This window comes from Mycobacterium asiaticum DSM 44297 (genome assembly GCF_000613245.1).
Taxonomy (GTDB): domain Bacteria; phylum Actinomycetota; class Actinomycetes; order Mycobacteriales; family Mycobacteriaceae; genus Mycobacterium; species Mycobacterium asiaticum.
In genome coordinates, this window is record NZ_HG964936.1 from 1,265,184 (window position 1) to 1,291,665 (window position 26,482).

Below are 26,482 nucleotides of genomic sequence, written 5' to 3' on the forward strand. Positions count from 1 at the left end.
CGTGATTGACCCTCTCAACCTCGTGCTGATCAGCGTCGACGATCACACAGTCGAGCCACCGGACATGTTCGTCGGCCGGGTACCGAGCAAATTCGCCGACGACGCGCCGCGCATCGTCGAGGACGCCAACGGAATCTGCTTCTGGGTGTACGACGGCGTGCAGCTGCCCAATATCGGTCTCAATGCGGTCGCGGGCCGACCAAACGACGAGTGGGGATTCGAGCCGTCGAGTTTTGCCGACATGCGCACCGGATGCTACGACGTGGACGCCCGCGTCGACGACATGAACGCGTCGGGCGTGCTTGCTTCGCTGTGCTTTCCGTCCTTCCCGACTATTTCGGGAGCGCTATTCACCTACCGCGGCGACCGGGAGGTGTCCGAGGTGATGGTGCGTGCCTACAACGATTGGCACGTTGAGGACTGGTGGGGCCGCCATCCCGACCGGTTCATTCCGATGGGCATCCTGCCGCTCTGGGACCCGAAACTGGCTGCTGCCGAAGTGCATCGGCTGGCCGGCTTGGGCTGCCACGCTGTCACCGCACCACAACACATCGGCAACTACGGTCAACCGCCCTGGCAGGATCCGCAATGGGATCCGTTGTGGGAGGCAATCTGTGCCGAGAACACGGTGGTCAATATCCACATCGGCACCGGCGGCGGGCTACCTGTGCCGTCGGACCAGACCACCTACCTCGCCTACAATTCGATGTTGCCGTTGGACACCCAGCGATTTACCGCCGATCTATTGTTCTCGCCGATCCTGCGAAAATTTCCCACCATCAAGTTTTCCCTGTCCGAGGGCGGGATCGGTTGGATCCCGTTCCTGCTCGAACGATTCGAGGACATCTACTCGCGCCAGCGGGCGTGGACCGGCGACGACCTAGGTGACGGTCTGAGTCCAACCGACGTCTACCGCCGCAACTTCATGTCCTGCTTCATTCGCGACCGCGTCGGCATCGAGATGCGGGACCGCATCGGTGTGGAAACCATTTGCTGGGAAATGGATTACCCGCACTCTGACAGCAGTTGGCCCGATGCGCCCGAGCAGTTGGCGGCCCAGCTCGAGGGGTGCACCCCGGACGAGGTGGAAGCCATCACGTGGAAAAACGCTGCGCGGGTCTTTGGTTACACCGGCGTCGACCGGCGCGGCAGGTCGAACTGCACCGTCTCGGCGTTGCGAAACGAGATCGTCGACCTGGACCTTTCGGCGCCCAAGGTCGACGCCGGACGCGCTCCAAAAGCCGGCGCCAGCGCGATCACCTATGGGGAGATGAAGGTTCGAATGGCCTCGATATTGCAGGGTGGGGCGTGACGGAGTTGGACCGCCGCGTCGTGCTCGGCGATGCGGATCGCAGCTTTCGCGACGAGATTCGCGCTTTTCTGGCGACCGCGTTGACACCGGACGTCCGCGGCCCGGGGCGCGACGAGACGGACCGGCTGAACCGGATGCGGCTCTGGCAGCGTCGACTGCACGACGCGGGCCTGGCCGCAATCTCCTGGCCGGTGCGCTATGGCGGCCGCGGGGCGACCCCGGTGCAGCAGTTGGTGTTCAGTGCTGAGATGGCTGCCGCCCACGCGCCGGAACCGATCAATCGCAGCGCCATCAACCAATTGGGGCCCACCATCATCCAGTGGGGCACCGACGAGCAGCGCAATCACTATCTTCCCGCAATCCTTTCGGGGGAACGGGTGTGGTGCCAGGGATTCAGCGAACCCGAGGCGGGTAGCGATCTGGCCGCCCTGAAGACCCGGGCCGAACCTGACGGCGACGAATTGGTGATCACCGGACAGAAGATCTGGACCTCCAAGGCCCACTACGCCGACTGGATCTACATCCTGGCGCGTACCGATCCTGCCGCGGACAAGCATGCCGGAATCAGCTACATCCTGGTGCCCCTGGACGCACCGGGTATCGAGGTGCGCCCGATCCGGCAAATCACCGGTGTCTCCGAGTTCAACGAAGTCTTTTTCGATGCGGTACGGGTACCGCGCGGCAATGTGCTGGGGCCGCTGCACGGGGGCTGGAAGGTTGCTAAATCCACCCTGGGCTATGAGCGGGTCGGGCAGAGCCGAACCGACCGCATCGAGCGCCGCCTGGGGATTCTGGTGAAGATGGCAGACGAAGCAAACGCGTTGTCCGACAGCGGGTTGACCGACAGTTTCACCGCCGACCGGATCGTCGGTTTCGCCGCACGAGTCGAGGCGCTGCGGCAGATTGCCGCGCAGGCCACCGCCGCGGGTGTTCGCGGGGTGAGTCCTGGCCCGGAGGCATCGGTGGCGAAACTGCTCACCTCTGAGGTGGACCAGGAGATGGCCGGCTTCGGGCTCGAGTTGGCCGGGGCTATCGGGACGCTGGAGCGAGGGTCGCCGGGAGCGGCCAAGAAGGGCAACGTGGCGCAAAGTTATCTGCTGATGCGGGCCGCGACGTTCGGTGCTGGGACTTCGGAGATTCAGCGCAATGTCATTGCTGAGAAGCTGCTGGGGCTACCGCGTGACCCCTGACGCGCTGGCCTCACTGGATGAGATAGCCGATACCGCAGCAGAATTGGCACAACTTCGGCGATCGGCCGACGAAATCCTGCAGGACGCTTGGTCTGTGGAGCACGCCAGGGCCCTGCTGGATGGTCCGGAACCAGCCTTCGCGGCGCGACTGTGGGACACCGTTGCCGAACTAGGCTGGCCGGACGTCCTGGTCCGCAGCGACGTGGGCGGAGGCGGTGGCGGACTGCGTGAGCTGTGCGTGCTGGCCGAGGCAGCCGGCGCCGCGGCAGCGCCCATTCCGCTGGCGGTGGCTGCTGCCGCCGGGTGGTGTACCGACCGGTGCGCCGACGGTGTGAGCCTGTTATTGCCAGGACACGGCGAGTTGGGGGCCGATGGGGTCTCGGGGGTGTGGCCGGTAGTGGCATACGGTGCAGCGGCCACCGGTTTACTGGTCTGTGCCGGTAGGGGCGACGCAACCGTGCTCGGGATCGTCGACCCGACGGGTCCCGGTGTGCGGCGTACTGCTCTGATCCCGCTGGACCGCAATCCCGCGGCGCGAATTGAACTGCAAGACAGCGGTATCAAAGTGGTCGAGCGCGGCGAGCGAGCCGCCCGTCGTCATCATCGAGCGGTAGTGCGGGCGCAGGTCGCCCAGGTCGCGGAGTTGGTCGGCATCGCGTCGGCGGCTAACGAGGCAGCGACCGCATACGCCAAGTTGCGGGTCGCATTCGGGCGCCCGATCGGGACATTCCAGGCCATCAAACACCGGCTGGTCGACCAGCGTTGCGCGATCGAGGTCGGACGGGCACTGGTGAACCGCGCCGCCGACGCGGTCGAGCAGGACAGCTCCGAGGCCACGGCCCTGGTCGCGCTCGCCGCCTTCTGGTCCGTGGACTCATTGCGCTCGGTGCCCGAGGGTGCCATGCAGGTCTTCGGTGGTATCGCCTACACGTGGGAGCACCAAGCGCACGTCCACCTGCGCCGCGCAGCCTGCGTCGCCGCGGCGTTGGGATCGCGCGCGCAGCACCGCAAGGTGGTTGCCGAGTGGCTCAGTGCACGGCATCCGGCGAACGGGAGTCGAACAGAGTGACCAGCGATATGCGAACGGATTTCCTCCGCGGGATTCGCGTACTGCAACTCGGCAACGGGATCGCAGGATCGGCGGCGGTGGCGCTGTTGGCCGATCTCGGCGCCGACGTCACCAAGGCATCCAGCGGCCCGGCGCCGGTGCGACACGGACCGGTGATCATGGCGACTCCGGATGCCGTTGCCGCAGTGGACTTTACGCTCGACAGGGACAAGCGTGTCACTGCGGCAGACCATGCCACCACGCTGATCGACGAACATGACATCGTGGTCATCGATCACGACGCCGCCGTAGTTCCGCCGCAAGCCGAGAACGCCGTGGTCGTCATGGTCAGCCCATTCGGTTTGGACGGCCCCCGAGCCGCTCAGCCCGGCGGCGAACTCGTCGCGCAAGCCGCCGGCGGACTCCTGTCCACCATCGAGGGTTCGGACGGCGCACCGGTACCCGCGCCGGGATACGTCGCGCTGAAGGCGGCTGGCGCCGTGACCGCCCTGGCCGCCCTGCACGGGCTGGATCGACGAAACAGTGTTAATAACGCTGTATACGTTGATGTTTCGGTGCAAGAGGCGGTGGTGTCCACGGCTCTGCTTCCGGAGTGCGCTCACCTACTGTACGCATGTCCCGGTAGGGCAGGTAGCGGACGTTACCTCGCGCCATCGGGACTGTTCGGTTGCCGCGACGGGCTGGTGCGCATCACCGCCGTGGAAAACCATCAGTGGCGAGGCCTAGTGGCGGCGCTGGAAAATCCGGCGTGGGCGACTGGTCTGGACGAGCGATCCGCACGTATCGAGCATGCGGATCTGATCAACCGGCACGTCGCCGACTGGGCCGCGAGCCGTGACAAGGCGGGCTGCGCTGCGCTGCTGCAGGCCAACGGAGTTCCCTCGACGCCGGTCAATACGGCCGGGGAGATCCTGCGCTCGCCCCAGTTCGTGTTTCGGGGCGCGATTTCGGTCACGAAGCTGACCGACGTGGACGTCTCTGTTCTCGGCCCGCCATGGCTGACCCATCCGGGTGGGCCAGCCGCCACGCAGCGTACCGGTCGGCTCAACGACCTGCGCATCGCAGAACTCACTCATGTGCTGGCCGGGCCGATTATCGGGGCACTGCTCGGTGCGATGGGGGCTCGGGTGGTACGGCTGGAAGACCCCGATCGGTTGGACATCTACCGGCGCACCGGCCCCTTCGCCGCGGGTAAGCCCGGTGTGGAACGTGGCGCCTACTTCGCAGTGGCGAATCACTCCAAGGCCAGTCTGCTGATCGAGCCCACCCGTGCGGTTGAAGAAGTGGCTGGCGCGCTGGCCGACTGTGACGTCGTCATCGAGAACGTCGGCGCGTCCCGACTCGCCCGGCTGGGCGTGGAGCCGAATGCCGTCGCCGCATCCGGGCGGCTCGCGCTGCGGGTCTCGGGCTTCGGCTCGACCGGTCCCTTGGCCGGATACCGGGTGTACGCCAACAATGTCCAATCTTACGGAGGTTTGGCCGGGTTGAGCGTCGACGCGACCGGTGCGCCCGCCCGGCTCAGCACCGTTATTGCCGACCCGTTGTCGTCGGTGGTGGGCGCTGTGATCATCGGCGCCTGGGCACTCGGGCCCGGTCGGGACACCGGTGCGGTGATCGATCTGTCCATGGCCGAAGTGGTGGCCGCTACGGTGGCCGAATTCGTCGCCGCCGCTTCGGTCAGCGAACCGCTGGTCTCCGAGGGTGTTTCGCACCGCGGCGTCTATCTCGCCGCCGACCAACGTTGGGTAGCAGTCGAAGTCGAGCCAGGTGTGCTCTCGGCAGACATGCTGCGGCAGTTGGTCGAAGCCGCACCGGCGGACGAGGCCGCAGACCGATTGAACGCGCTGGGTGCGCGCGCCGCACCGGTGCAGCGTGCCGAGGATCTGGTCACCGACCCGCATCTGGCGGCCCGCGGATTCTTCCCCGAAGTAACTCACCCCGATTCCGAGATCGGGACCGCCCGTCTGGTCGGGTTACCTTGGCGGTTCGTCGGCCATGGCCCCGTGCCGCTCGCCCCGCCGCCGGCATTGGGCAGTGCCAACGATTTTCAGGAGAGGATGGCAAGTGCCCGCTGAATCAGGTGCTGATTCCCCGGCGACCGTTTGGGCCGCGACGTTCGTGCCCGCGAAGTCACCCATCGCCGGTTACGGACAGGACGGCTACAGCGTCGCCTGGGTTGACACCCCGAACGGGCGGCTTCAGGTCTTGGTGTGCGGGCCGCGCCCGGAGCCGGGGACGGTCGGTCGGTTGCGCCGACATACCTTTGGCGATACGGAAGTGGATCTCTTCGAAGCAGGTCCGGCATGACCCGGGCCTGGGTCGCCGGTACCGGCGTCACTGCGTTCGGCCGGCATGGCGATACTGCGCTGGCCGCCCTTGGGGTAGCCGCCGCGCAGCAAGCGCTTGCCGACGCGGGACTGGACTATGACGCCGTCGGTGAGGTCTTCGCATCGTCGTCGATGGCGCCGCCTCAAACGGCGCTGAAGGTAGCGCATCAATTGGGACGCACCGGGATTCCGGTCACCGCTATCGAGAGTGCCTCAGCGGGCGGCATGGTCGCCCTGCGGCACGCCGTATGGGCGGTGGTGTCCGGCCGCTGTCGGACCGCGCTGGCGATCGGTTACGAGAAGACCACCGCCCTCGAGCCTGGCGGAGTAGTGCCGGCGGCCGTCGGATTCTGGGACAGTTTCCCACCCCAGGTGCATTACGCAATCGAGGCCAGCCGCTGGCTGTACGAATCCCACAGCGCACCGGAGGCTATCGCCGCAGTCGCAGCGAAGGCCTACAACCAGGCGCGCTCGAATCCACGGGCGGCTCGGCGCAACGACGAAGAGGTCACGGTTGAACAGGTGCTGGCGTCGAGGATGGTTGCCCAGCCGCTGACCAAGATGATGTGCCACGCGTCGGTCGACGGTGGTGCGGCCATTGTGGTCACTGACGAGCCTCGGCCGCGGTCGGTGCGGGTCAACTCGATCGAGCAGACCAGTTGGCCGCGGGATTCGTCCTGGCCGGTGCTGGGGCCGTGCGTGGGGCCGCCCTCACAGATTGCGATGACCGCCCAACGGGCCTTCGCCGCCGCACAGACCAGTCCGGCGGACATCGGGATCGTCTCGCTGCACGACATGTGCGCCAGCGAAGAGATCACGGCGTTGATCGCACTGGGTCTGGCGGACGTCACGACTTCGGCGGAGCTGGCGACCTCCGGAGAACTGGGGACGAAGGGGCGGTTGCCGACGAACACCGACGGCGGATGTCTGGCGCGTGGCCACGCGTTCGGTGCGACCGGGCTGGCTCAGGTGGCTGAAGTCGTGACTCAGCTTCGAGGAGAAGCCGACGCGCGCCAGGTCGCCGAGCCGCGCGTGGGACTGGCGCAGGCCATGGGCGGAGGCGGGTCCTGCGTCGTCGCCGTGCTGGGACGGTGAGGCCGGTCAGCCGATCGCGCCGCTCGCCTTGAGGGCTGCGATCTGGTCCCAGTCGCGACCAAGTTCCAAGATCAGCGTCTCGGTATGCTCGGCGAATTCTGGTGCCGGACCGAGAGTCAGCGGATTTTCGTCGAAGAGCACCGGACTCGCCACAAGCTCGTAGGGTTCGCCGTCCGGCGTCACCGGCACGATCCCGCCGTTGGCCCGCACCTGCGGGTCGTTCGCCACCTCGGCGGTGTTGCGCACCGGCGCCCACTGACCGTCGAAGTCGGCAAGCACCCCGCACCAGTGGTCGAGCGGCCGCGACGCGATCACCTGGCGCAGTTCATCGGCGGCGGCGCCGGCGTTTTTGGCCAGTGACTCGTGGCTGGTGAACCGTTCGTCGCTGGCAAGGTGGGGTACCCCGACCCGGGAGCAGAAGTCGGCGAAGTATCGGAAACCCTGCAACATCGACAATCCCAGGAACCGGTCGTCGCTCGTGCGGTAGAAACCGGTGAGCGGATTGTGGGGTGCCACATTGGCGCCGGTCGGATTGGCGACCCAAGGTTGCCCGCTGACGAGCGCGGCATTGATCGCCACACCCATCGCCCATACCCCCACGCCGAGCAGCGAGATGTCCACCGTGCGGGCCTGTCCCGTGCGATCCCGCTCGAACAACGCGGCGGCGATGCCGCCGGCGATCGCCATTCCGCCGATTGAATCCCCGTATGCTGGACCAGGTTGTGCCACAACGCCATTCATATCGGAGGGGGTGGTGCTGGCGGCGCCACCGGCGCGGCTCCAGAACCCCGTCATGTCATAACCGCCCCTGCGGCTGTCCGCACCGAGGGGGCCATAGGCGCTGCCCCGTGCGTAGACGATATCGGGGTTCACCGCACGTATGTCGTCGATGTCGATCTTCAGCTTCTTACGGGCGTCGGGCAGGAAGTTGGTGAGGAACACGTCGCTTGTCCGCGCGATGTCCATCAGCAGCTGGTGACCTTCGGGTAGCGAGATATCAACGGCGATCGATCGTTTGCCCCGGTTAGCGTGCTCCATTACCGGGTTGCGCCCGTCCCCAATGGCGATGTTGCCCAACTGACGCAGCCCGCGCTGTGAGTCCCCGGTGCGTGGATGTTCGATCTTGAGCACGTCGGCGCCCCAGTCAGCCAGCACCGCCCCCGCCGCCGGAACGAACGTCCATTGCGCGACCTCCAACACCCGCACGCCCGACATGGGTCCGCTCATTGACCAGTCCTCAGCGGTATTCCAGCGTAACCGGCAGTCGGTCATGGGTATGCACCAGTGCCGAGGGACGTGGAATCCGCTCACCGGTGACATGAATGCCTTTGGCGCGTCGCACGATTTCCTCCACGAGCAGGCGGGCTTCGCGCCGGGCGAGGGCCGCGCCCATGCAAAAGTGTTCGCCCACACCAAATCCCAAGTGACCAGATGCGTCGTCGCGGGTGATGTCAAAATCGTCGGCGGTGGGGCCCCAGTGGTCGGGATCCCGGTTGGCCGAGGCGTAGGCCAGCAGTACCCCATCACCCTCTTTGACGGTGACCCCGCGCAGTTCGACGTCGTGCGCGGCCTGGCGCGCCATACTCATCACCGGTGTCCAATGGCGCAACACTTCCTCGACGGCATTGCCGGCCAGGCTCGGGTCCGTGAACAGCCTGTCGGCCTGGTCCGGATACGTGTCAAGGCAGTCCGCCACGCCGGCGATCAAGCTTTGCGTTGTCTCGCTGCCCGCCGCCAGCAGGGTGAGTGCATAGATCATCACTTGTGCGTCGTTGAACGGCTCGCCGTCGATCCGGACCGTGGACAGCATGGTGAGCAGATCGTCGCGGGGGTGGTCTTTGCGTTCCGCGACCAGGGCGAGCAGGTACGGACCGATCTGGTCGAAGATCAGCGCCATGTCCTCGTCGTTGGCCAGTCCGCTACCCACGTTGGCGATCGTGGTGGCCCAGCCGGCAACTTTGGACCAATCCGCCTCGGGTACGCCGAGCAGATAGGCGAACACGTAAACGGGAATCGGCTCGGCGATCCGTTCGATCCAGTCGAATTCGCCGTCGGGCAAGTCGTCCAGTGCGTCGTTGACGACCTGCCGGACCCGGGCCTCCATCTTGGCCACCGCGGACGGTGTGAAGCGGATCCCGATGGCTTTACGGTGCGTGCGGTGCTCGGGAGGATCCATGAACATGATCCCGCGACTCTGATATCCCTGGGGGTCCCGACCTTCACGGTGGGCGATCAAATCCATCATGATGCCGATGCGTTCGGACCTAAATTTCTCCGGGCGTGCCGAAATACCCTTGATGTCGTCGTATTTCGTGACGACCCAGAACTTGCCTTCCTCGTACCAGTGCACCGGGTCGTGGTCACGAAGGTGTGCGAACATGGCGTTCGGGTCGCCGAGGTAGAAGTCCGGCTCGTCGAACCGGGCGGTTACGGTGATCGCCATAGGGCTAAACAGTAGAACATTTATTGTCAATCTGCGAGTGCCGTCGACCCGAACGGCAGGCAACCCCGTCGCGTCCGGGACGCATCGGCAGATGCCCTGCAAGGTGAGCTCATTGGCTGGTCCACCACGCGGCGCCGACGACAACGCAGCTGTGTTGGCAGCAGAACAAAATATGTCATAGTGTTGCACTATGCCTGGTGCCCTCTCCCATCTGCGGGTGTGTGACCTGGGTGGTCAGCTCGCCGGGGCGGGTGCAACCAAGATTCTCGCGGCGTTCGGAGCGCAGGTGATACGCGTCGAAGACCCCGTCAGCCGCGGTATGTGGGATGCGTTGCGCGGCGTGGGGCCCTTCGTCGATGATCGCCGCGGGGTGAACCTCGGGGCCGGATTCAACAACCACAACGTGGGCAAACTGGGCGTGACCATCAATTTGCGACTGGATGCGGGCAAGCGGTTGCTGCGCGAACTCGTCGCGGTCGCAGACATCGTCTGCGAGAACTTTGCGGCCGGAGTGATGGCCAAGATGGGCTTCGGTTACGAGCAATTGCAGCAAGTCAAGCCCGACATCATCTACGTCTCCAATTGTGGGTTCGGCCATACGGGCCCCTACCGAAATTTCAAGACGTGGGGTCCAATCGTGCAAGCCCTCAGCGGTCTGACCTTTACGGCAGGACTACCGGACGACGAACCGGCGGGGTGGGGTTTCTCGTACATGGACCACGTCGCCGCCTACTACATGACCACCGCGATCCTGGCTGCGGTACATCAGCGGGAGCGCACGGGTGAGGGTCAGCACATCGATCTGGCGACCGTTCCGGCCGGCATCGCCATGTTGCCCACCGAGGTGCTCGACTGGACCGTCAATAACCGGCCCGGACGGCCGCACGGTAATCAGGCCGACTTCGGCGAGATGGCGCCACACGGCATTTATCCGTGCGCGGGCACGGACAGGTGGATTGCCATAGCTTGTCGCGACGACCGAGAGGTCGCGCTGCTGTCGAAGGTTTTGGACGAACCCGAACTGACGGCTGACCGGTTCGCGGCCCTGGAGCAACGGCTGCGGGCCGCCGACGAACTCGACGAGCTTGTCGGTGCCTGCACCCGGGGGCGCGAAGCGGTCGCGCTGGCAGGTGAACTCGTCGCCGCCGGTGTTCCGGCCAGCGTTGTGAAGTCGCCTCGGGAACGCATCGACGAGGATCCCGACGTCGCGGAGTGGGGGTTGTTCCCGACGGTGGCGCACCCAGAGATCGGCACCGTTCGCGTCGAGGGTCTTCCACTGCGCATGTCGGCGACACCATGGACCATCGACCGGGCCGCGCCATGTCTGGGCGAACACAACCGCGAGGTGCTCGGCGGACTCCTCGGGCGCAGCGACACGGAGTTGAGCGAACTGACGAAACAGGGTGTGATCTGAACGCGCTAGCCGGACTCCGCGTCGTCGAGATCAGCGACCAGTTCACCGCCGTGGGCGGCAGGATGCTGGCCGAACTCGGTGCTGACGTCGTGGTCGTCGAGCCGTTCGGCGGATCACCGCTTCGGCAGCGGCCGCCGTTCGCCCACGACGAGCCCGGCCCCGACACCAGCTTGCGGTGGTGGAGCGGCAACGTCGGGAAACGTTCGGTTGCAATCGACTTCGAGACCGCGGCGGGGGTTGCCGTGCTGGGGCACCTGATCGCAGGCGCCGACATCGTGATCTCGGGTGGCGGCTTCGTAGCGCACGGGGAGCTGACCTACCGCGATGTGGCCGCCGGGCAACCGTCTCTGATCTGGTTGACTGTCAGCCCATTCGGGCTCAACAGCACCCGCGGAGATCATCCCGTCACCGATCTCACCATGCTGGCCGGTGGCGGTCCGGTCTGGAATTGCGGATACGACGACCACTCACTGCCACCGATCCGGGGTGCGGGGGAGCAGTCGGTGAACATCGCCGGGTTGTACTGCGCCATCGGTGCGCTGGTGGCGCTGGCTCACCGGGACCAGACCGGCCAGGGTCAACTTGTGGACGTCAACGTCAACGCGGCCTGCAATGTCAGCTCAGAACAGACCACCTACCACTGGCTGGTCAACAACGAGACATGCGTTCGCCAGACCAGTCGGCATGCCTACTTCACCCCCAGTCAGAAGACGCAGGTGCGGTGCGCGGATGGCTCTTACGCCACCACCGGAGTGCTGCCCCGCAAACCACGCGAATACCAGGAGTTGTTGAACTGGCTCGACGATCTCGGATTGCGTGATGCGCTACCCGAATCGGTGTTCCTGGAAATGGCTGCCGCTCGCGCCGCCCCGGTGGATATCGCCCTGATCGGTGCCGACGATGAAACGACCGCGATCCTGACTGCGGCCCGTGAGGCATTCACGTTGATCGCCTCTCGCTTGCCTGCCAAGCAATATTTTCTTGACAGCCAGCGCCGTGGTTTCCCGGCGGGCGCGGTCCTGTCTCCGAAAGAGGCGTTCGAGGACGAACATGTCGCCGCGCGCGGCTTCAAGGTACCGGTGTACCACCCGGAATGTGGTGAAACGTTCGACTACCCGGGCACGCCGTATCTTTTCGGCGCCGGCTCCACCGCAATCCGACGACGCCCGCCGCTGCTCGGTGAGCACAACGGACTACTGGACGAATGACCGCCGGCCACCGTCTCACGCACGTCGGGTTGTGCGTTCGCGATCTGACGCGATCTGTTGAATTCTATTGTGGGGGATTGGGTTTCGCTGAGGTCGGCCGCATGCGCATCGATGGGGCCGACACGGCGCAGCTGCTCGGCGTGCCGGATCTGGTGCTCGACCTGGTCTACCTACAACGCGACGGGTTCCGGCTGGAACTGCTTAGCTACCCGTCGCCGGGGGTAACCGGCGACGGTCTGCCGCGGCAGATGAACGCCCTGGGATTCACGCATCTGTCGTTTCGGGTCGACGACGCCGGGGAATTGATCGCCCGACTCGAGCGGATAGGCGGGCGGGTTTGGCCCGAGCGCACGGTGAGGTTCGGCGGCGGCAACCGCGGCTTGATGGTCACCGATCCTGACGGCAATTGGCTGGAACTGATCGAACGGCAGACATCGCAGGTAATCAATTAGGCACTGAGCGTACATCTGTTTAGTCCGATGCTAGAATCCGAACGTGGCAGCCACCACCGAGCTCATGTATTCACCCTTCTCCAAGGCGGTCTTTGACGACCCGTACCCCGTCTACCGCCGCCTGCGGGACGAAGCGCCGGTGTATCGCGATCCGCAGGAGCGCTGGTGGGTGTTGTCAAGATTCGAGGATGTAGCGCCGGCCCTGCGGGACTGGGAAACGTTCTCCTCCAAGCTGGGTCCGGCACCGGAGAATCCGGACAACGACGGGCGCAAGTATTCGGTAATCTCGATGGACCCGCCACGTCATGACCGAATTCGCGGCGTGCTGAAGGGCTTTTTCACACCGCGGGCTGTGGCGACCATGGATTCGGCGCTACGGGCGGTGGTGAATACGCACCTGGACCGGTTACGTGCCGGGACGACGGTGGATGCGATGGAGGCTTTTGCCTTCTCGGTGCCGACCGATGTGATCGGTGACCTGCTCGGAGTGCCGCAGGCTGACCGAGAGCAGCTGCGCGTCTGGTGGGAAGCCTTCCTCACCCGTGAGGAAGGTGAGGTGTCGATGCCGGCCAAGGCAATCGAAGCCAACCGAATGATCAGTCAGTACATCGGCGGCCTCATCGAACGCCGCCGCACCGACCCGGGTGACGACCTGATCAGCGTTGTGCTGCAAGCCAGCTTCGACGATCCCGAGGCGGGTGGTAAGCGATGCCTGACCCCGCACGAGGTGTTGATGTTCTGCAACCTGTTGTCTGCTGCCGGATCGGAGACCACACAGAAGCTCATCTCGAACGGATTGGTAGCGCTGGCCGAACATCCGGACCAGTGGCGGCGAATAGTCAACGATCGCAGCGTCATACCGGTCGCCGTCAACGAGGCGTTGCGATATGACACGCCGAGTCACTGGGTAGCCCGCACGTTGACCCGGCCTATCGAACGACATGGCATCACCATGAGCGCCGGTGACTGGGTGCTGCTGCTGCTGGGCAGTGCCAATCGGGACGAGCGCCGCTACGTGGATCCCGACCGGTTCATCATCGGAAGGCCTCGTGGTACCGACGTGTATTTCGGGTGGGGCATCCACATCTGCCTGGGCCAGTGGTTGGCTCGGCGCGAGGCGCAACTGGTCTTCGAGTACATCGCCGACAGATTCCCGGACTATTCGATCGGGGCGTGCGAACGGGTGCTGACCGCCACCGTGCGCGGCTACACGAGTGTGGAGATGACGTTGCGTTGACGCATGATCTGAAGCTGACGTAGGGGTGGGGTCATGGACATCGCCTTGAGCGACGAGCAGAAGTTGTTGCAAGACACCGCCGCCCAGCTTGGTGAAAGCGTCGCGGTCAATAGCCCGGAAAGCGTTCCCAGCGCTGCGACGCTGGACAGGCAATGGCAGCGGCTGGTCGAACTCGGCGTCCCGACATTGCGTTCGCCCGAACTGTGCGGCCTAGACGCCAGCGGCGTAGAAACGGCCATCGTCATCGAGCAATTGGGGCGAACGCTCAGCGCTGTGCCCGTCGTGGGCCAAGCGGTGCTGGCCGCCGAACTGCTGCAGGCCGCCGGTTGCGCCAAAGACCTTGAGCGGTTGGCGGAAGGCAACCTCCGGGTGGCGCCGCTGTTGAACGCAAGCTTGAGCGGATTTGCGGCCGCCAACGAGCCCGGCGTGGCGTTCGACGCGGCGGGCGCCACGCATGCGCTGGCGGTGGCGTGCGCTGACGGTCAACGCAGATTGATCTGCGGCCCGACCGGCGGTATTGACGGCGACGGTGCGGCGCTCGATTTGACTCGCCAATTTCGTTATCTGTCAGCGGATTTTTACAACGCTGCGTCGATCGTCGGAGAGCCCATCGACGACCTGCGCTGGCAACGGGTCGAGTCGCTGGCCATCACCGCGATTGCGGCCGATCTGCTCGGGGTGATGCAGGGAGCGCTCGACGATGCGGTGCGTTACGCGTGCGAGCGGACGCAGTTCTCCGCGAAAATCGGCACCTTTCAGGCTATTCAGCACCTGCTGGCCGATGCCCTGGTTCGGGTAGAGGGTGCCCGCAGCTGCCTGTGGCACGCGGCGTGGGCGATCGACAACCTGCCAGTCGACGAGGCGAAATTAGCGGCGATGACCGCGAAGGCTTACGCGTCTGAAGCCGGGCGCGAAGTCGTCGAAACAAGCGTGCAAGTGTTCGGCGGGATAGCGATCACCTGGGAACATGTATCACATCTGCGGCTGCGCCGGATGCTGGTAGATCGTCGGCTATTCGGTGACGAGGCCATCCTCTACGAGGCCGTTGCGACCCTGCGGTTGGCTGACCGAAAGTTGGCGTGACGGTGGACTTCGACGACAGTCAACCCGAGGCACAGTTCCGCGCCGAACTGCGTCGCTGGCTCAGCATTCATGCGGCAGAAGCGGTGATTCCCGAGGACCCGGCGGCGCGAGCGGACGCCCAGAACGCCTGGCACCAAAAGCTGTACGAAGCCGGTTACATCGGCCTGTCGTTTCCTGTCGAATGCGGCGGGCACGGCAAAGAGCCGATCTATGAAGCCATCCTCAACGACGAACTCGGTCGTGCCGGGGCGCCACCGATCGAAGGGGTTGGTCACCTCAGCAACGCATTGCGTTTGTTCGGCACCGAGAAGCAGCGCGATGAATTGTTACCCGGATTGCTGTCCGGACAGGTGCGCTGGTGTCAGGGATTCTCCGAACCCGAGGCCGGGTCGGACCTCGCCGCGCTCAAAACGCGAGCTGAGCTGGTCGACACCGGCGCTCAGCGGGCGTTTCGGATCAACGGACGCAAGATCTGGACCAGCTTCGGGGCGGTTGCCGACTGGTGTTTCTTGTTGTGTCGCACTGAGATCGACGCGGCCAAGCACGCAGGAATCTCGGTGCTGCTGGTGCCCATGTCGACACCGGGAATCGAGGTGCGACCGATTGTCAACGCCGCGCGCAACCGCGAGTTCACCGAGATCACCTTCGATGACGTGGACGTGCCCGAGGGCAACTTGCTCGGTAAGCGCGGGCAGGGGTGGTCCATCGCCAACCAGTTGCTCGCCTATGAGCGCGGACCCAGCGACATCAACTGGATCAGTCGACTCGCCGCCCAACTTCGCCAGCTCGAAGACGACGTCCGCACCGGCTGGTTGGACGACTCACCGACGACGCGGGCGCGGCTGGGTCAGGCCTACGTCGAACTGCGCGCCCTGCAAATCAAAGTGCAGCGGTCACTGTCGGAGCGTCAACGCGGCAGGCTTCCCGGACCCGAGGGGTCGGTCGACAAGCTGCTTATGGCTCGTGCCGATCAGTTCTTCGGCCATACCATGATGGATCTGCGCGCCAGTGAACCCCTGCTCAGCGAGGGCCTGGAATGGGACATCTACGTGTGGTCGCGAGCCGCCGGCATCTACGGCGGAACGTCGCAGATCCAACGCAATATCGTGGCGCAACGGGTGCTGGGATTGCCCCGCGGCTAGGAAGCCGATTGGGTCAACCCGGTGCTCCTTCCGTCAGATGCCTGACCGCCTCGCGGAGCCCGCTGAGTCGGCGTTCCAGCAATTCCCGGTGGGCGCCGACCGGGCCGTCGGGCCGCTCCAGGCTGGCACTGACCTCCACGATTTCGGCAGTGAGCCGTTCAGCGGCTTCACTTTTGGTGAGCAGATCCTGATCGGCCCAGTCGTCGTGCGGGATTCGCTCACGGGGGTCCATCGGTCACTCCTCGGCCGTGACATCGGCTACTATAGTCAATAGATCACGAAATGTTTATTTGTACAATACCGTATCAGGCCCGCGAGAGTTGAGGACCGGCCATGCCCCTGCAGCCATCGATGAAGCTCCTGTCCGTGGACGACCACCTCATCGAGCCGCCTCATGTCTGGATTGACCGTCTGCCCAAGAAATACGTCGAGCACGGGCCCCGCATCGTGGATTTCCCCCGGGACGGCGCGCCGCCGATGCAACAGTGGGTCTACGAGGGCCGCCCCTATCCCAACATCGGCCTCAATGCGGTGGCGGGCAAGTCCCCCGAGGAGTTCGGGGTGGACCCGATCCGTTATGCGGACATGATCCCCGGCTGCTATGACCCCAAAGCGCGACTCGCTGACATGGACATCGACGGCGTGCACGCGATGCTGTGTTTTCCGTCGTTTCCGCGCTTCTGCGGAACGGTATTCCTCGAAGGAGAAGACAAAGAGCTGGCATTGCTGGGTGTCAAGGCGTGGAATGACTTCTCGCTCGACGAGTGGTGCGCCACCGACCCAGCTCGATTCATTCCGATGGCGATAACGCCGCTGTGGGATCCGGCGCTGATCGTCGCGGAGATCGAACGGGTAGCGGCCAAAGGGGCTCGCGCCGTGGGCCTGCCCGACAACCCCACCAACTTGAAGCTGCCCAGCTACCACACCGCCTACTGGGAGCCGGTGTGGTCGGCGCTGGAAGAAACGAACCTGACCGCGGTGATGCACTTCGGCAGTGGCGGTTTCCCTCCGCAGACCGCACCGGAAGCGCCCTTCGCGGTGATGATCACCCTGATGGGCACCACCTCGATGGCGGCCGCCACCGAGCTCATCTTCTCTCCGGTGTTCCACAAGCACCCCAACCTCAAAGTCGCATTCTCCGAGGGAGGCGTCGGCTGGATGCCATATCTGGTGGAGCGCGCCGACTATGTCTGGCGCAAGCACAAGTACTATCAGAACATCCACCCCACGGTGGCGCCGTCAGAGTTGTTCCGGCGCAACATCTCCGGATGCTTCATTGAGGACGAGGTGGGAATGGCAATGCGCCACGCCATCGGCATCGACAACATCACCTGGGAATGCGACTACCCGCACTCGGATTCCTTTTGGCCGAAAAGTAGGGCGCGAGCGGAGGAAATGCTGGCCGACGTGCCCGACGACGAGGCAGCCAAGATCGTCGAACTCAACACCCGACGCTGGTACGCCTTTCCGGAGGAAGGCTTCAAGTCGTGCACCGCGGACTCTGGGTGGCGGCCGAACAACGGTCAACCGCCTGAGTATGACTACGACGAGGTGATGGCCGGTCACGGTGGGATCGGCTTAGACACCTTCCTGAACAAGCTTGAGGAGCAGAAGGCACAGAAACTGGGGGAACCGACCTAAATCCCCGCGGCGCTCAGCCAGTTGTCGACAGCAACCAGTCGGCCGGTCGAGGCCAGGGTCAAGTAGAGGGTGAGCCCGTCGGGGCTGACCGTCACGTTGGTCGTCATCGGGTCCTCGGCGGGGATGGCACCGAGTAATTCCCCGTCCGGAGAGAAAATGGTCACTCCGCCGGTGCCGAGCGTAGCGACCAATACCCGGCCGTCGGGATCGGTTGAAACGCCGTCGGCGCCACCAATATTGAGCGCGCCGCCACTGGGTACCGTGGCCAACCCACGCGCCCGGCGTATCTCACCTGGCCCGGTGAGTTCGAATTCCCAGACCCGGCGCGTCCGTGTCTCGGCCAGATACAGTCTTGTGCCGTCGGGGGAGAGCGCAATCCCGTTGGGCATCTCCAAGGGGTAGACGATTTCCCGTAAGTCGCCGTCGGGTGTGCCGTACAGGAGTCCGGTCATGATGCGTTCGCGACCCCGCGTGGTTCCGCCGTCTGTCACGTAGAAACCACCGTGCTTGTCCACACAGACATCGCTGGGCCGCACCAGGGGTCGGTTGGTTCCCGATCGGGTGCGAAAGGTGGTGGTCAGCTCTGTGACGGTCCCGTCCCGTGCGACAATCTGCAGACCCGGGCTCACTGCGTGGTCGGGAGGGCCGACAGGTCGGAAAACCTCTACGCTCCCGTCGAATTCGTACGGCCAGGCCCCTAGGCCGAAGCGGGAGCCGCCATTCTGACAGACCACCAAGCCGCCGTCGGGTAAGCGGCCCAACCCGTTGGGGCCGCCACCGGTCAAGGCAAAGGTTTCAGTGCTTCCGTCGGGGCAAACCCGGGTGATTCGGCCGGCCGCCATCTCAGAGACCAGAACCGAACCATCGTCGGAGACGACCGGGCCTTCGGGAAAGGCCAGTCCGTCGGCCAGAACTCGGACCGTGTTCATCAGATCGTCTGCCTGTTCCGCCACCAGGCCGCGAATGTCGGGTCCGCCAGCGGCAGATCACCGACCCCGACCTGGCGGAGCGGCCACTCAGCCGCCTGCTGAGTCATCGGCGACACGCCCCGGGCAATCCCATAGTGCAGTCGGTGGCGTCTATGTAGAAAGCGCCATCGTCCTTCATCGCGCTGGTAGCGGTCTTCGTACTTGATGACTTGCTCGACGAATCCGTCACCGTGAGTCTGCGCGAAGCACTGGGCCCAGACCTGACCGCGGGCGTTGGATTCGTCGTCGAGCTGGATCAGATGGTTGGCCACCAGGATTACCGCGAACACGCCGGACTCCAGGCTTTCTGACATCAGGCGCTGCATGCCGTCGCGGCCACTACCGTATTGGCCGAACCGCGCGTGCGGGACGTACAGGGCAGCCATGGCATCCGGATCACGTGCTTCGATGGCCGCCGCGTAGCGGTAGGGCAGGTCCCGGATCTCCTCCCGCGCCAGCATATTGCGGACGGCAGCCTGCTGAGCTGCCGTATCCGACTCCATCACGGCTCGACCTTCCGTCGGGTAGTGCACCACGCCTCTACAACAGTACAACTCGTGTAATACTGTTAATCTGGTTACGCGATCGTGTCAACCGCGAGGAGGGCAGATGCAACGTCTGAGCGGCAAGGTCGCCGTCGTCACTGGTGCCGCACGCGGACAGGGCCGCAGCCACGCGGTTCACCTCGCCGATGAGGGAGCCGACATCATTGCGCTGGACATTTGCGCCGACATTGAGACCAACCATTACCCGTTGGCAACGCGGGATGATCTCGACGAAACCGTGAAGCTGGTCGAAAAATCCGGTCGGCGTGCGGTTTCGGCGACGGTGGATGTGCGCGACCGGGTCTCACTCAAGAAGACGATCGACGATGCCGTGGCCGAACTGGGCGGCCTGCACGTGGTCGTTGCCAACGCGGGAATCTGCCCATTGGGCAATCAGGTTCCCTCACGCGGGTTCATCGATGCTTTCGATGTCGACTTCGTCGGGGTGGCCAACACCGTCGGTGCGAGTTTCGATCATCTGCAACCGGGGGCCTCGATCATCGTCACTGGCTCGATCGCGGGTTTGGTTCCGCAGAAGGACCTCGCCACCGGCGGGGGGCCGCAAGGCCCCGGGGGTGCCGGCTACGGGTTGGCCAAAAAGATGCTGGTGGAATACACCAAAGGGTTGGCCTTGACGCTGGCGCCCGAGCAGATCCGGATCAACACGATCCACCCGAGCAACGTCAACACCGGGATGCTGCACAACCTGGCTATGTACCGGACCTTCCGCCCGGACTTAACGGAGCCAAGCAGGGAGGACGCCGAAATCGTCTTTCCCTTGTTACAGGCGATGCCGGTTCCGTGGATAGAACCCGAGGACGTCTCACACCTGGTGGTGTACCTGGCGTCAGACGAATCCCGCTACGTAACCGGGCAACAGATGTTCGTCGACGCCGGCGCAGGTTTGAAACTCGGCCTCTGAGTACGCAAAATCAGCGTCCGCGGAAGTTGGGGTCCCGCCGTTGGGCGAAGGCCGAAATTCCTTCGGCAGCGTCGTCGGTTGCGGCCACCTGCTCCACCAGTAGCGACTCCACACGAAATGCGGTGTCACGGTTGACGTCGAGCGCTTCGTTGAGCATGGCCTTCGCGGCCGCGAGTGCACGCGTCGGACCCTGCGCCAGACGGTTCGCCCACTCGGTAACCTCCCGCGTGAGCTCGCTGCCAGCGACGACCTTATTGATCAAACCGATGCGGTGCGCGTCGGCCGCCGACAGTTCCTCGCCGAACAACAGCAACTGCTTGGCGATGTTGAACGGTACCTTCCGGGTCAGCAGGTAGGCCGCACCGCCATCGGGCGCCAGCCCGCGGCGCGCGAAAAGCTCTATCAGCCGCGCACTTTCAGCAGCCACGATGAGGTCGCAGGCCAGCACCATGCTTGCCCCCACCCCGGCCGCCACACCGTTGAGGGCACACAAGACCGGCTTCTCGCAGTCAAGCAACGCTGAAACCACCGCCTGCGAGCCCGTGCGTAGGGTGCGCGCCGCGTCGCCGGCGATCCGGTCCCTCCTGGGCTGCATGTCGGGGTCACGCAAATTCGGACCAGTGCAGAAATGCCTATCGCCAGACGCGGTGAATACAACCACCCGCACCTCGGGATCGCTCGACGCGCGCTGCAAATGTTCGACGAGTGCTCGCTGCATCGCACGGGTAACGGAGTTGCCGACGTCGGGCCGATCCAGAATCAACCACCGCACCGCGTCTTTGGTGCGCACCACCACGTCTGGGGTGGTGTTCATAGTCGGATCGGCACGCTGGCCGGTCCACGGACCGTATTGGTGTGCACAAAATCGACGTCGTTTTCGTCCACCTCCCATTCCGGAAACCGGGCAAGTGTCTCCTCGAGGGCAACACGGGCCTCCAGCCTGGCAAGGGCTGCACCAAGGCAGAAGTGTGATCCGTGGCCGAAGCTGATGTGACGGATGCCTTTGCGCTCGACATCGAAGGTGTCGGGATCTTCGTACTGGCGTTCGTCGCGACCCGCCGAGCCGGTCAGCAGCGCGACCCGGGATCCGGCCGGAATAAGTGTGTTGTGGTAGGTGACGTCGCGGTAGGTGTACCGGCCCTGGACGGGAGAGGGGGCGTCGTAGCGCAGCAATTCCTCGACAGCACCTGGAATCAACTGCGGATCAGCCACAAGCTTGGCCCGCTGATCGGGGTTGCGTGCCAGCGTGAGGGCCGCCCACCCGAGTAGCCGCGCCACCGTCTCGTTGCCGGCGACGTTGATCGTCGCGACGAACATGAGCATCTCGTTATCGTCGAGACGCCGGGATTCTTTGCCGGCCTGGACCAGATCGGTGTTCATCAGGTTGCCGACGATGTCATCGGTGGCAGAGATCCGGCGCTGTCTGATCTGCTCGGCGTAGTAGCCGAGGAGCTTGACGTTGGCGTCTTGACCTTCCTGGCTCAATTGGGCGGTGCCATCCTCGCGGTGCAGTTGCGCGTCTGACCACTCCCGCAAGTTGTCGTGATCCTCTTCGGGAAAACCGAGCAGCGAACTGATCACCATCACCGGCAATTTCATGGAGAAGTCGCGAACATAATCGAAGCCGTCGGTGCCGACGAATCTGTCCAGATAGGTCCGGCAGAGCATCCGGACCCGGTCTTCGAGGGTGGCGATCTGGGTCCGAAAAAATGTCCGGTTGACCATCTTGCGCAGCGCGGTGTGATCAGGCGGGTCCATCATGATGATCGGTCTTGGGGGCGGCCATGGGTCCTGACCGATGCCGTCAAGGGTGACCCCGTGCTCTGAAGAAAACGTCTCGGTATCCAGCGATGCCTCCAGGACATCCGTGAACCGACTCAGCGCGTAGAAGTCGTACTCCTCGTTTCGATACACGGGCGCCTCGTCGCGGAGCCGTCTCCAGACCTCGTACGGTTCCTTGTGCAGCGCACGATCGAACGGGTCCCAGCGCAGATCCACCGCCGTCATTCGTTACCGCCCTTTCGTTGTAGGACAATATTACATTCTCTGTATAGTTGCACTACGACGTTGTCGACGGACGGCACCGCTCGTGTGGAGGAGGACGGAACGCAGTGGAAACCCGGGAGTTCGAGCACGTCGTCTACGAAAAGGACGGCCCGATCGCACGGATCATATTGAACAATCCGGCAGCGGCGAACGCACAGTCCGCGCAGATGGTGCACGGTGTCAACGAGGCTCTGGATGATGCCCAGTATGACTATGACATCAAGGTGGTAATCCTCAAGGCGAACGGCAAAGGCTTTTGCTCCGGCCACATCCCCACGGGTGACTATCCGGAATTCAAGGCCGAGATCAACGCGGCGGGCAAGGTTTGGCGGTCTGCGGCTCAGCTGTTCCTGTGGCCGGTGCTCAAGCTGTGGGAGTTCCCCAAGCCCCTGATAGCACAGGTGCACGGCTACGCGATCGGTGGCGGCACCACCTGGGCGCTCATCCCCGAGATCACGGTTTGCTCCGACGACACATGGTTCCAGATGCCGTTGGTGCCCGGGTTTGGGCTGCCCGGCTCGGAAACCATGTTCGAGCCTTGGGTATTCATGAACTACAAGCGTGCTGCCGAATACCTCTATACCGCACAGCGTCTGACGGCCGCGCAGGCGCTGGAGTTCGGCTTGGTCAACAGGGTGGTGCCGGGCGACGAGTTGGAGGCGACGGTTGAGGAACTGGCCGCGAAGATTTCCAAGGCGCCGCTGATCACCTTGCAAGCAACGAAATCCGGCATCATCCGGGCATGGGAAACGATGGGGTTCCGCACCCATCAGCAAGCCAGCAACGACCTGCAGGCGGTCGTGACCGGCAGTGAGGAATTCCGACAGTATATGGCGGAGCTGATGAAGAAGAGTGCCAAACCCAGCGAACGAACCTGAGCATGCCGCTCAAACCGATCGTCCGCTTCGGTGACGACCCAAGTATCGAGGAACTTCGATCCGCGATCCGACATTGGTTGGCAGACAATCTGACCGACGAGTTCCGACGGACCGCGGCTAACCCCGACTACCTCCCACGTGATGCCCACGAGCGGGCAGTTGCCTTTTGCAAGAAGTTGCATGCACAGGGTTGGTTCGTGCCGCACTGGCCCGCGCTTTATGGCGGCGGCGGCCGCGATGTTGTCGAGCAGGTGGTGATCCGCGAGGAACTGGCCTATGGCGGCGCTCCCCTGGTCAACACCAACGGGGTGAACATGTTAGCGCCGGTGTTGTTCAAGTATGGGACGCCCGAACAGAAAGAAGAACACCTCCCGGCAATCGCGCGGTCCGAACGCATGTGGGCCCAGGGCTATTCGGAGCCGGAAGCCGGGTCGGACCTCGCCGCGCTGCGCATGACCGCCCATCGCGACGGCGACTACTACGTGCTCGACGGCCAGAAGACCTGGACCAGCAACGGCGTGCTAGCCGATTGGATCTTCGTGCTGGCCCGCACAGCGCCCGTGACGGGCAAGCGGCAGGAGGGAATTTCCTTCTTCCTCGTCGATCTTGATTCGCCGGGGATCACCCGTCGGCCGATCCGGTCGATGACCGGCTATCCCACTTTTGCGGAGGAATTCTTCGACGGTGTACGGGTTCCGGCCGCCAATATGGTCGGGGCAGAAGGCGACGGGTGGCGGGTTGGCAAGGCGCTGCTGGATGCCGAGCGATCGAATATCACCAGGGCCGCGCAGGCCCAGCGTTACCTCGACGAATTGATCGACTGGTGCCGCTCCCAGCGGGGCGCGGCGTCCGATCCGCTAGCCGATCCGGCTCATCGCATTGCATTGGCGCGCGTCGTCGAACGCGTCGAGGTGGGCCGTGCTTTGTCCTACCGGGTGGCCCACCAGCAGGCCGCCGGAGCCTTGGACCCCGCGCTGCCGTCGCTGTCCAAGCTGTACCACTCCGAGCTGACAGCCGAATTGCGGGCGTTGGGTGCCCAAATTCTAGGCCCCGCAGGGGAACTGTTGCCAGCCGATCCCGAAGCAGTTCTTGACGGCCACTTTTCCGAGGGATTGCTCTTGTCCTTATTGCATTCGATCGGGGGCGGTACCAGCGAGATTCAGCGCGATCTGATATCCACGACCGGTCTCGGCATGCCGCGCTGACCAATATCAGGAGAACGCCGCTCGACCCTCAACCGCTGCCGAGCGCTGCTGGGCCACTGTCGCCATTGTCAGCTCGAGCGGGTGGAAGGCGGCGAGTTGGACGCTTTCTGCCGAATTGATCAGTCGTTTGGTCATTTCCACAGCACCCGGATCGGCTTGGGCCAACTCGACGGCGATAGCGAGCGCCCGGTCTACCGTCGTGCCAGGCTTCGCCACTTCGCTGACTAAGCCCATCCGTTCGGCGTCCACGGCCGAGAGGCGAGATCCACGCAACAGCAACGACGACGCACGTTGGCGACCCAGCTGTTGCGTCAACCGCCACGCCAGCCCGCCATCGGGCACGACCGCGCGCGCCACAAAGGGCGCTGCGAAGAATGCATCTTCGGCAGCAATGACCAGATCGCAGGACAGCGCCAGACTCCAACCGAGGCCGATGGCGCCACCCTCGACCGCAGCGATCGAAGCCACCGGCAAGGCCCTGAGTTGCTCGAGCACTCGCTGGGCGTGCTCGACCCGGCCCGCCGGCGCCAGGGGACCGGTGCCGTGCGCCGGTCCGGTTTTCAAATCTCCGCCGGCGCTGAAGAATTCGCTTGCACCGGTCAGTACCAGACCACGGGCACCGGTAGCGATGACTTCGTCAAGCGTCGCCGACAGTTCAGTCCAAGACTCGTAGCGCAACGCGTTGCGTTGCCGGGGTCGGTTCAGTAGGACCACCGCGATACCGTCACGGTCGTCGCGCCGGATCAGTGGCTCAGATTGGTCGTTTGGCATCTACCGGCCAAGGAACTTGTCGATCGCTGCCCGGTGCTCTGGGGTGGTGAAACACTCGGTCTCGGCTGAAATCCCGTATTCGAGAATGCCGATCAACGCGCGATGGGCGTGCAGGTTCAGCGTCCGTTTGGTGTCCTGCACGGCGCGCGGAGGGAGCGCGGCGAGGCGATGGGCCAGAGCCAGCCCCTCCTGTTTGACCTGAGCATGCGGCACCACCCGGTTGGCCAGGCCGAGCTCGACGGCTTTGTCGGCCTTGATGCGTTCGCCGAGCAACAGGTATTCCTTCGCCTTGAGCAAGCTCATCAGCAGCGGCCAGAGTACGGATCCGCCGTCGCCGGCGACAAGTCCGCTTGCGACGTGGGTGTCAGCGAAGAACGAGCGATCCGACATCAATACGATGTCGCACAGTACCGCGATGCTGCAGCCGAAACCCACGGCCGGGCCGTTGACGGCCGCCACTACCGGCAGCGGAAAGTCAACCATGTCGCGCACGATGCGCCGGGCATCACGCATCCCGGCTCGACGGGTCACGGGATTGTTGACGTGCGTCTCGAGCCATTCGACCAGGTTTCCGCCGGCGGAGAAGTAGTCGCCTGCGCCGGTGATCAGCACCGCGCGGGCTTCCGCGTCCTCGGCCAGGGCATCCCATAGTCGGGTGAAGGCGGTGTGCATGCGATTGTTGACCGCGTTGGCGTCATCTGGGTTGTTGAGGGTGACGATTCGTACCGGACCGTCTGCGGCCACCAGGATCTCGTCGCATCCGGTCAGATCCGGTGTGCCCTGCGGCAGCTCGTTCATTGACATAGATAATAGAACACAGAGTGTATATGTGTCATACATCGAGTGGCCTCGCCTCGTCGCGACGGAGGGCCGCCGCATATTGTCGTGAGTTATGACACCCGCACGATCAAAACCGGCCGGTCGGGAGGCGCAGCGGCTGGAAACCCGCGAGCGCATCTTTGAAGCCGCCATCGCGGAGTTCAAGCGTAATGGAATGACCGGCTCGGATATCAATTCGATTGCCGCCGCAGTAGGCGTGGCGCGAGGCACCTTCTACTTCCACTTCCCCACCAAAGAGCATGTCGCTTTCGAGTTGATGAGGCGTGAAGAGCAGAGCATCGTAGACGACGTGCGAATTGCGCTGACGAATGTGTCGGACATCCAGGCGCTACTAAGGGTTGTGGTGCGTCGGGTCGTCGAAGCGGAAGATCAACTGGGCAGCTTGCTGTTTCGTGACCTACTGAGTATCTACTTCACGGCGAACCAGCTGGAACTCGGCAATGTGTCGGAGCACCCTGTCGCTGTCTTGGTCATTGACGAACTAGAGAAGGCGCGCCGGCGCGGCGAAGTCGACCGTGACCTGAACGCCGCCAATACCGCTAAGTTCTTCCTGCTCGGCGTATACGGGCTGCTGATCACGAGCCGGGACTCACCTGACGTTCGCAACGTCGTGCTCGACGATTACCTGACGTTCTTCTGCCGAGGTCTGGAGTCCGGATCGACCAAGCCTGGGCACAGTCAACAGCCCCAGTGA

25 protein-coding genes are annotated in these 26,482 nt (G+C 64.2%); 16 read left to right on the forward strand and 9 right to left on the reverse strand.

What is annotated here, in order from left to right; genetic code table 11:
* The first annotated feature begins 1 nt into the window (after position 1).
* The 5 genes from BN972_RS06115 (at position 2) to BN972_RS06135 (ending at position 6,993) form a co-directional block, all read left to right on the forward strand.
* Positions 2-1,312: an amidohydrolase family protein gene (locus BN972_RS06115; RefSeq protein ID WP_051545082.1), complete on the forward strand. Its 1,311-nt coding sequence runs from the start codon at positions 2-4 to the stop codon at positions 1,310-1,312.
* Positions 1,309-2,502 carry an acyl-CoA dehydrogenase family protein gene (locus BN972_RS06120; protein ID WP_036354057.1) on the forward strand — a complete coding sequence of 398 codons (1,194 nt, stop codon included), beginning with the start codon at positions 1,309-1,311 and terminating at the stop codon, positions 2,500-2,502. Before BN972_RS06115 ends, BN972_RS06120 begins: the two co-directional genes overlap by 4 nt.
* Entirely contained in the window at positions 2,459-3,571 is a 1,113-nt protein-coding gene (locus tag BN972_RS06125; RefSeq protein ID WP_235192376.1) for an acyl-CoA dehydrogenase family protein, read from the forward strand. Before BN972_RS06120 ends, BN972_RS06125 begins: the two co-directional genes overlap by 44 nt.
* 8 nt (positions 3,572-3,579) lie before the next feature.
* On the forward strand, positions 3,580-5,646 hold the full coding sequence (locus tag BN972_RS06130) for a CoA transferase (protein ID WP_235192377.1): 2,067 nt from the start codon (positions 3,580-3,582) through the stop codon (positions 5,644-5,646).
* 228 nt (positions 5,647-5,874) lie between these two features.
* Positions 5,875-6,993, forward strand: coding sequence for a thiolase family protein (locus BN972_RS06135; RefSeq protein ID WP_036354062.1), 1,119 nt, complete (start codon positions 5,875-5,877; stop codon positions 6,991-6,993).
* A 6-nt stretch (positions 6,994-6,999) separates the two neighbouring features.
* Here the strand turns inward: BN972_RS06135 and BN972_RS06140 are convergent, their stop codons facing one another.
* Positions 7,000-8,220, reverse strand: coding sequence for a CaiB/BaiF CoA transferase family protein (locus BN972_RS06140; protein WP_080696711.1), 1,221 nt, complete (start codon positions 8,218-8,220; stop codon positions 7,000-7,002).
* A gap of 10 nt (positions 8,221-8,230) precedes the next feature.
* Positions 8,231-9,436, reverse strand: a complete 1,206-nt coding sequence (locus BN972_RS06145; protein WP_036354067.1) for a cytochrome P450 — start codon at positions 9,434-9,436, stop codon at positions 8,231-8,233.
* A gap of 190 nt (positions 9,437-9,626) precedes the next feature.
* Here BN972_RS06145 and BN972_RS06150 point away from each other — a divergent pair, with 190 nt between their 5' ends.
* The 6 genes from BN972_RS06150 to BN972_RS06175 are packed head-to-tail and all read left to right on the forward strand — an operon-like array spanning position 9,627 to position 15,972.
* Positions 9,627-10,850, forward strand: coding sequence for a CaiB/BaiF CoA transferase family protein (locus BN972_RS06150; RefSeq protein WP_036354070.1), 1,224 nt, complete (start codon positions 9,627-9,629; stop codon positions 10,848-10,850).
* Complete coding sequence (locus tag BN972_RS06155) at positions 10,847-12,058, forward strand: CoA transferase (RefSeq protein ID WP_036356714.1); 1,212 nt, start codon at positions 10,847-10,849, stop codon at positions 12,056-12,058. The genes BN972_RS06150 and BN972_RS06155 overlap by 4 nt, the downstream gene beginning before the upstream one ends.
* Positions 12,055-12,510, forward strand: a complete 456-nt coding sequence (locus BN972_RS06160) for a VOC family protein (protein ID WP_036354073.1) — start codon at positions 12,055-12,057, stop codon at positions 12,508-12,510. Before BN972_RS06155 ends, BN972_RS06160 begins: the two co-directional genes overlap by 4 nt.
* 43 nt (positions 12,511-12,553) lie before the next feature.
* Positions 12,554-13,747, forward strand: coding sequence for a cytochrome P450 (locus tag BN972_RS06165; RefSeq protein ID WP_036354076.1), 1,194 nt, complete (start codon positions 12,554-12,556; stop codon positions 13,745-13,747).
* 33 nt (positions 13,748-13,780) lie between these two features.
* Positions 13,781-14,830 (forward strand): acyl-CoA dehydrogenase family protein, encoded by a 1,050-nt coding sequence (locus BN972_RS06170; protein ID WP_036354078.1) that lies wholly within the window; start codon positions 13,781-13,783, stop codon positions 14,828-14,830.
* Between the two features lie 2 nt (positions 14,831-14,832).
* The gene (locus BN972_RS06175; RefSeq protein ID WP_036356717.1) at positions 14,833-15,972 is read left to right on the forward strand and encodes an acyl-CoA dehydrogenase family protein; all 1,140 of its coding nucleotides are present in this window, start codon (positions 14,833-14,835) and stop codon (positions 15,970-15,972) included.
* A 13-nt stretch (positions 15,973-15,985) separates the two neighbouring features.
* Here the strand turns inward: BN972_RS06175 and BN972_RS06180 are convergent, their stop codons facing one another.
* Entirely contained in the window at positions 15,986-16,204 is a 219-nt protein-coding gene (locus BN972_RS06180) for a hypothetical protein (RefSeq protein WP_036354082.1), read from the reverse strand.
* A 101-nt stretch (positions 16,205-16,305) separates the two neighbouring features.
* On the opposite strand from BN972_RS06180, the gene BN972_RS06185 reads away from it, so the two are divergent.
* Entirely contained in the window at positions 16,306-17,613 is a 1,308-nt protein-coding gene (locus tag BN972_RS06185; protein ID WP_036354086.1) for an amidohydrolase family protein, read from the forward strand.
* Here the strand turns inward: BN972_RS06185 and BN972_RS06190 are convergent.
* Both BN972_RS06190 and BN972_RS06195 read right to left on the reverse strand, forming a co-directional pair.
* Positions 17,610-18,566, reverse strand: a complete 957-nt coding sequence (locus BN972_RS06190; protein ID WP_235192379.1) for an SMP-30/gluconolactonase/LRE family protein — start codon at positions 18,564-18,566, stop codon at positions 17,610-17,612. The genes BN972_RS06185 and BN972_RS06190 overlap by 4 nt on opposite strands.
* Positions 18,542-19,084, reverse strand: a complete 543-nt coding sequence (locus BN972_RS06195) for a nuclear transport factor 2 family protein (protein WP_235192419.1) — start codon at positions 19,082-19,084, stop codon at positions 18,542-18,544. Before BN972_RS06195 ends, BN972_RS06190 begins: the two co-directional genes overlap by 25 nt.
* Before the next feature lie 106 nt (positions 19,085-19,190).
* Between BN972_RS06195 and BN972_RS06200 the strand changes: the two genes are divergently transcribed.
* A complete protein-coding gene (locus BN972_RS06200) occupies positions 19,191-20,048 on the forward strand; it encodes a mycofactocin-coupled SDR family oxidoreductase (protein WP_036354087.1) in 858 nt (285 codons plus the stop codon).
* Positions 20,049-20,058: 10 nt separating this feature from the next.
* Here BN972_RS06200 and BN972_RS06205 read toward each other — a convergent pair whose 3' ends face one another.
* Both BN972_RS06205 and BN972_RS06210 read right to left on the reverse strand, forming a co-directional pair.
* The gene (locus BN972_RS06205; RefSeq protein WP_036354090.1) at positions 20,059-20,862 is read right to left on the reverse strand and encodes an enoyl-CoA hydratase/isomerase family protein; all 804 of its coding nucleotides are present in this window, start codon (positions 20,860-20,862) and stop codon (positions 20,059-20,061) included.
* The gene (locus BN972_RS06210) at positions 20,859-22,055 is read right to left on the reverse strand and encodes a cytochrome P450 (protein WP_036354093.1); all 1,197 of its coding nucleotides are present in this window, start codon (positions 22,053-22,055) and stop codon (positions 20,859-20,861) included. Before BN972_RS06210 ends, BN972_RS06205 begins: the two co-directional genes overlap by 4 nt.
* Positions 22,056-22,159: 104 nt before the next feature.
* Between BN972_RS06210 and BN972_RS06215 the strand changes: the two genes are divergently transcribed.
* The gene (locus BN972_RS06215) at positions 22,160-22,972 is read left to right on the forward strand and encodes an enoyl-CoA hydratase-related protein (protein WP_036354096.1); all 813 of its coding nucleotides are present in this window, start codon (positions 22,160-22,162) and stop codon (positions 22,970-22,972) included.
* A gap of 2 nt (positions 22,973-22,974) precedes the next feature.
* The gene (locus BN972_RS06220) at positions 22,975-24,177 is read left to right on the forward strand and encodes an acyl-CoA dehydrogenase family protein (protein ID WP_036354099.1); all 1,203 of its coding nucleotides are present in this window, start codon (positions 22,975-22,977) and stop codon (positions 24,175-24,177) included.
* A 6-nt stretch (positions 24,178-24,183) separates the two neighbouring features.
* Here BN972_RS06220 and BN972_RS06225 read toward each other — a convergent pair whose 3' ends face one another.
* Both BN972_RS06225 and BN972_RS06230 read right to left on the reverse strand, forming a co-directional pair.
* Positions 24,184-24,948 carry an enoyl-CoA hydratase/isomerase family protein gene (locus BN972_RS06225; protein ID WP_036354101.1) on the reverse strand — a complete coding sequence of 255 codons (765 nt, stop codon included), beginning with the start codon at positions 24,946-24,948 and terminating at the stop codon, positions 24,184-24,186.
* Positions 24,949-25,746 (reverse strand): enoyl-CoA hydratase/isomerase family protein, encoded by a 798-nt coding sequence (locus BN972_RS06230; RefSeq protein ID WP_051545296.1) that lies wholly within the window; start codon positions 25,744-25,746, stop codon positions 24,949-24,951.
* 94 nt (positions 25,747-25,840) lie between these two features.
* Here BN972_RS06230 and BN972_RS06235 point away from each other — a divergent pair, with 94 nt between their 5' ends.
* Positions 25,841-26,482: a TetR/AcrR family transcriptional regulator gene (locus BN972_RS06235; RefSeq protein WP_065154207.1), complete on the forward strand. Its 642-nt coding sequence runs from the start codon at positions 25,841-25,843 to the stop codon at positions 26,480-26,482.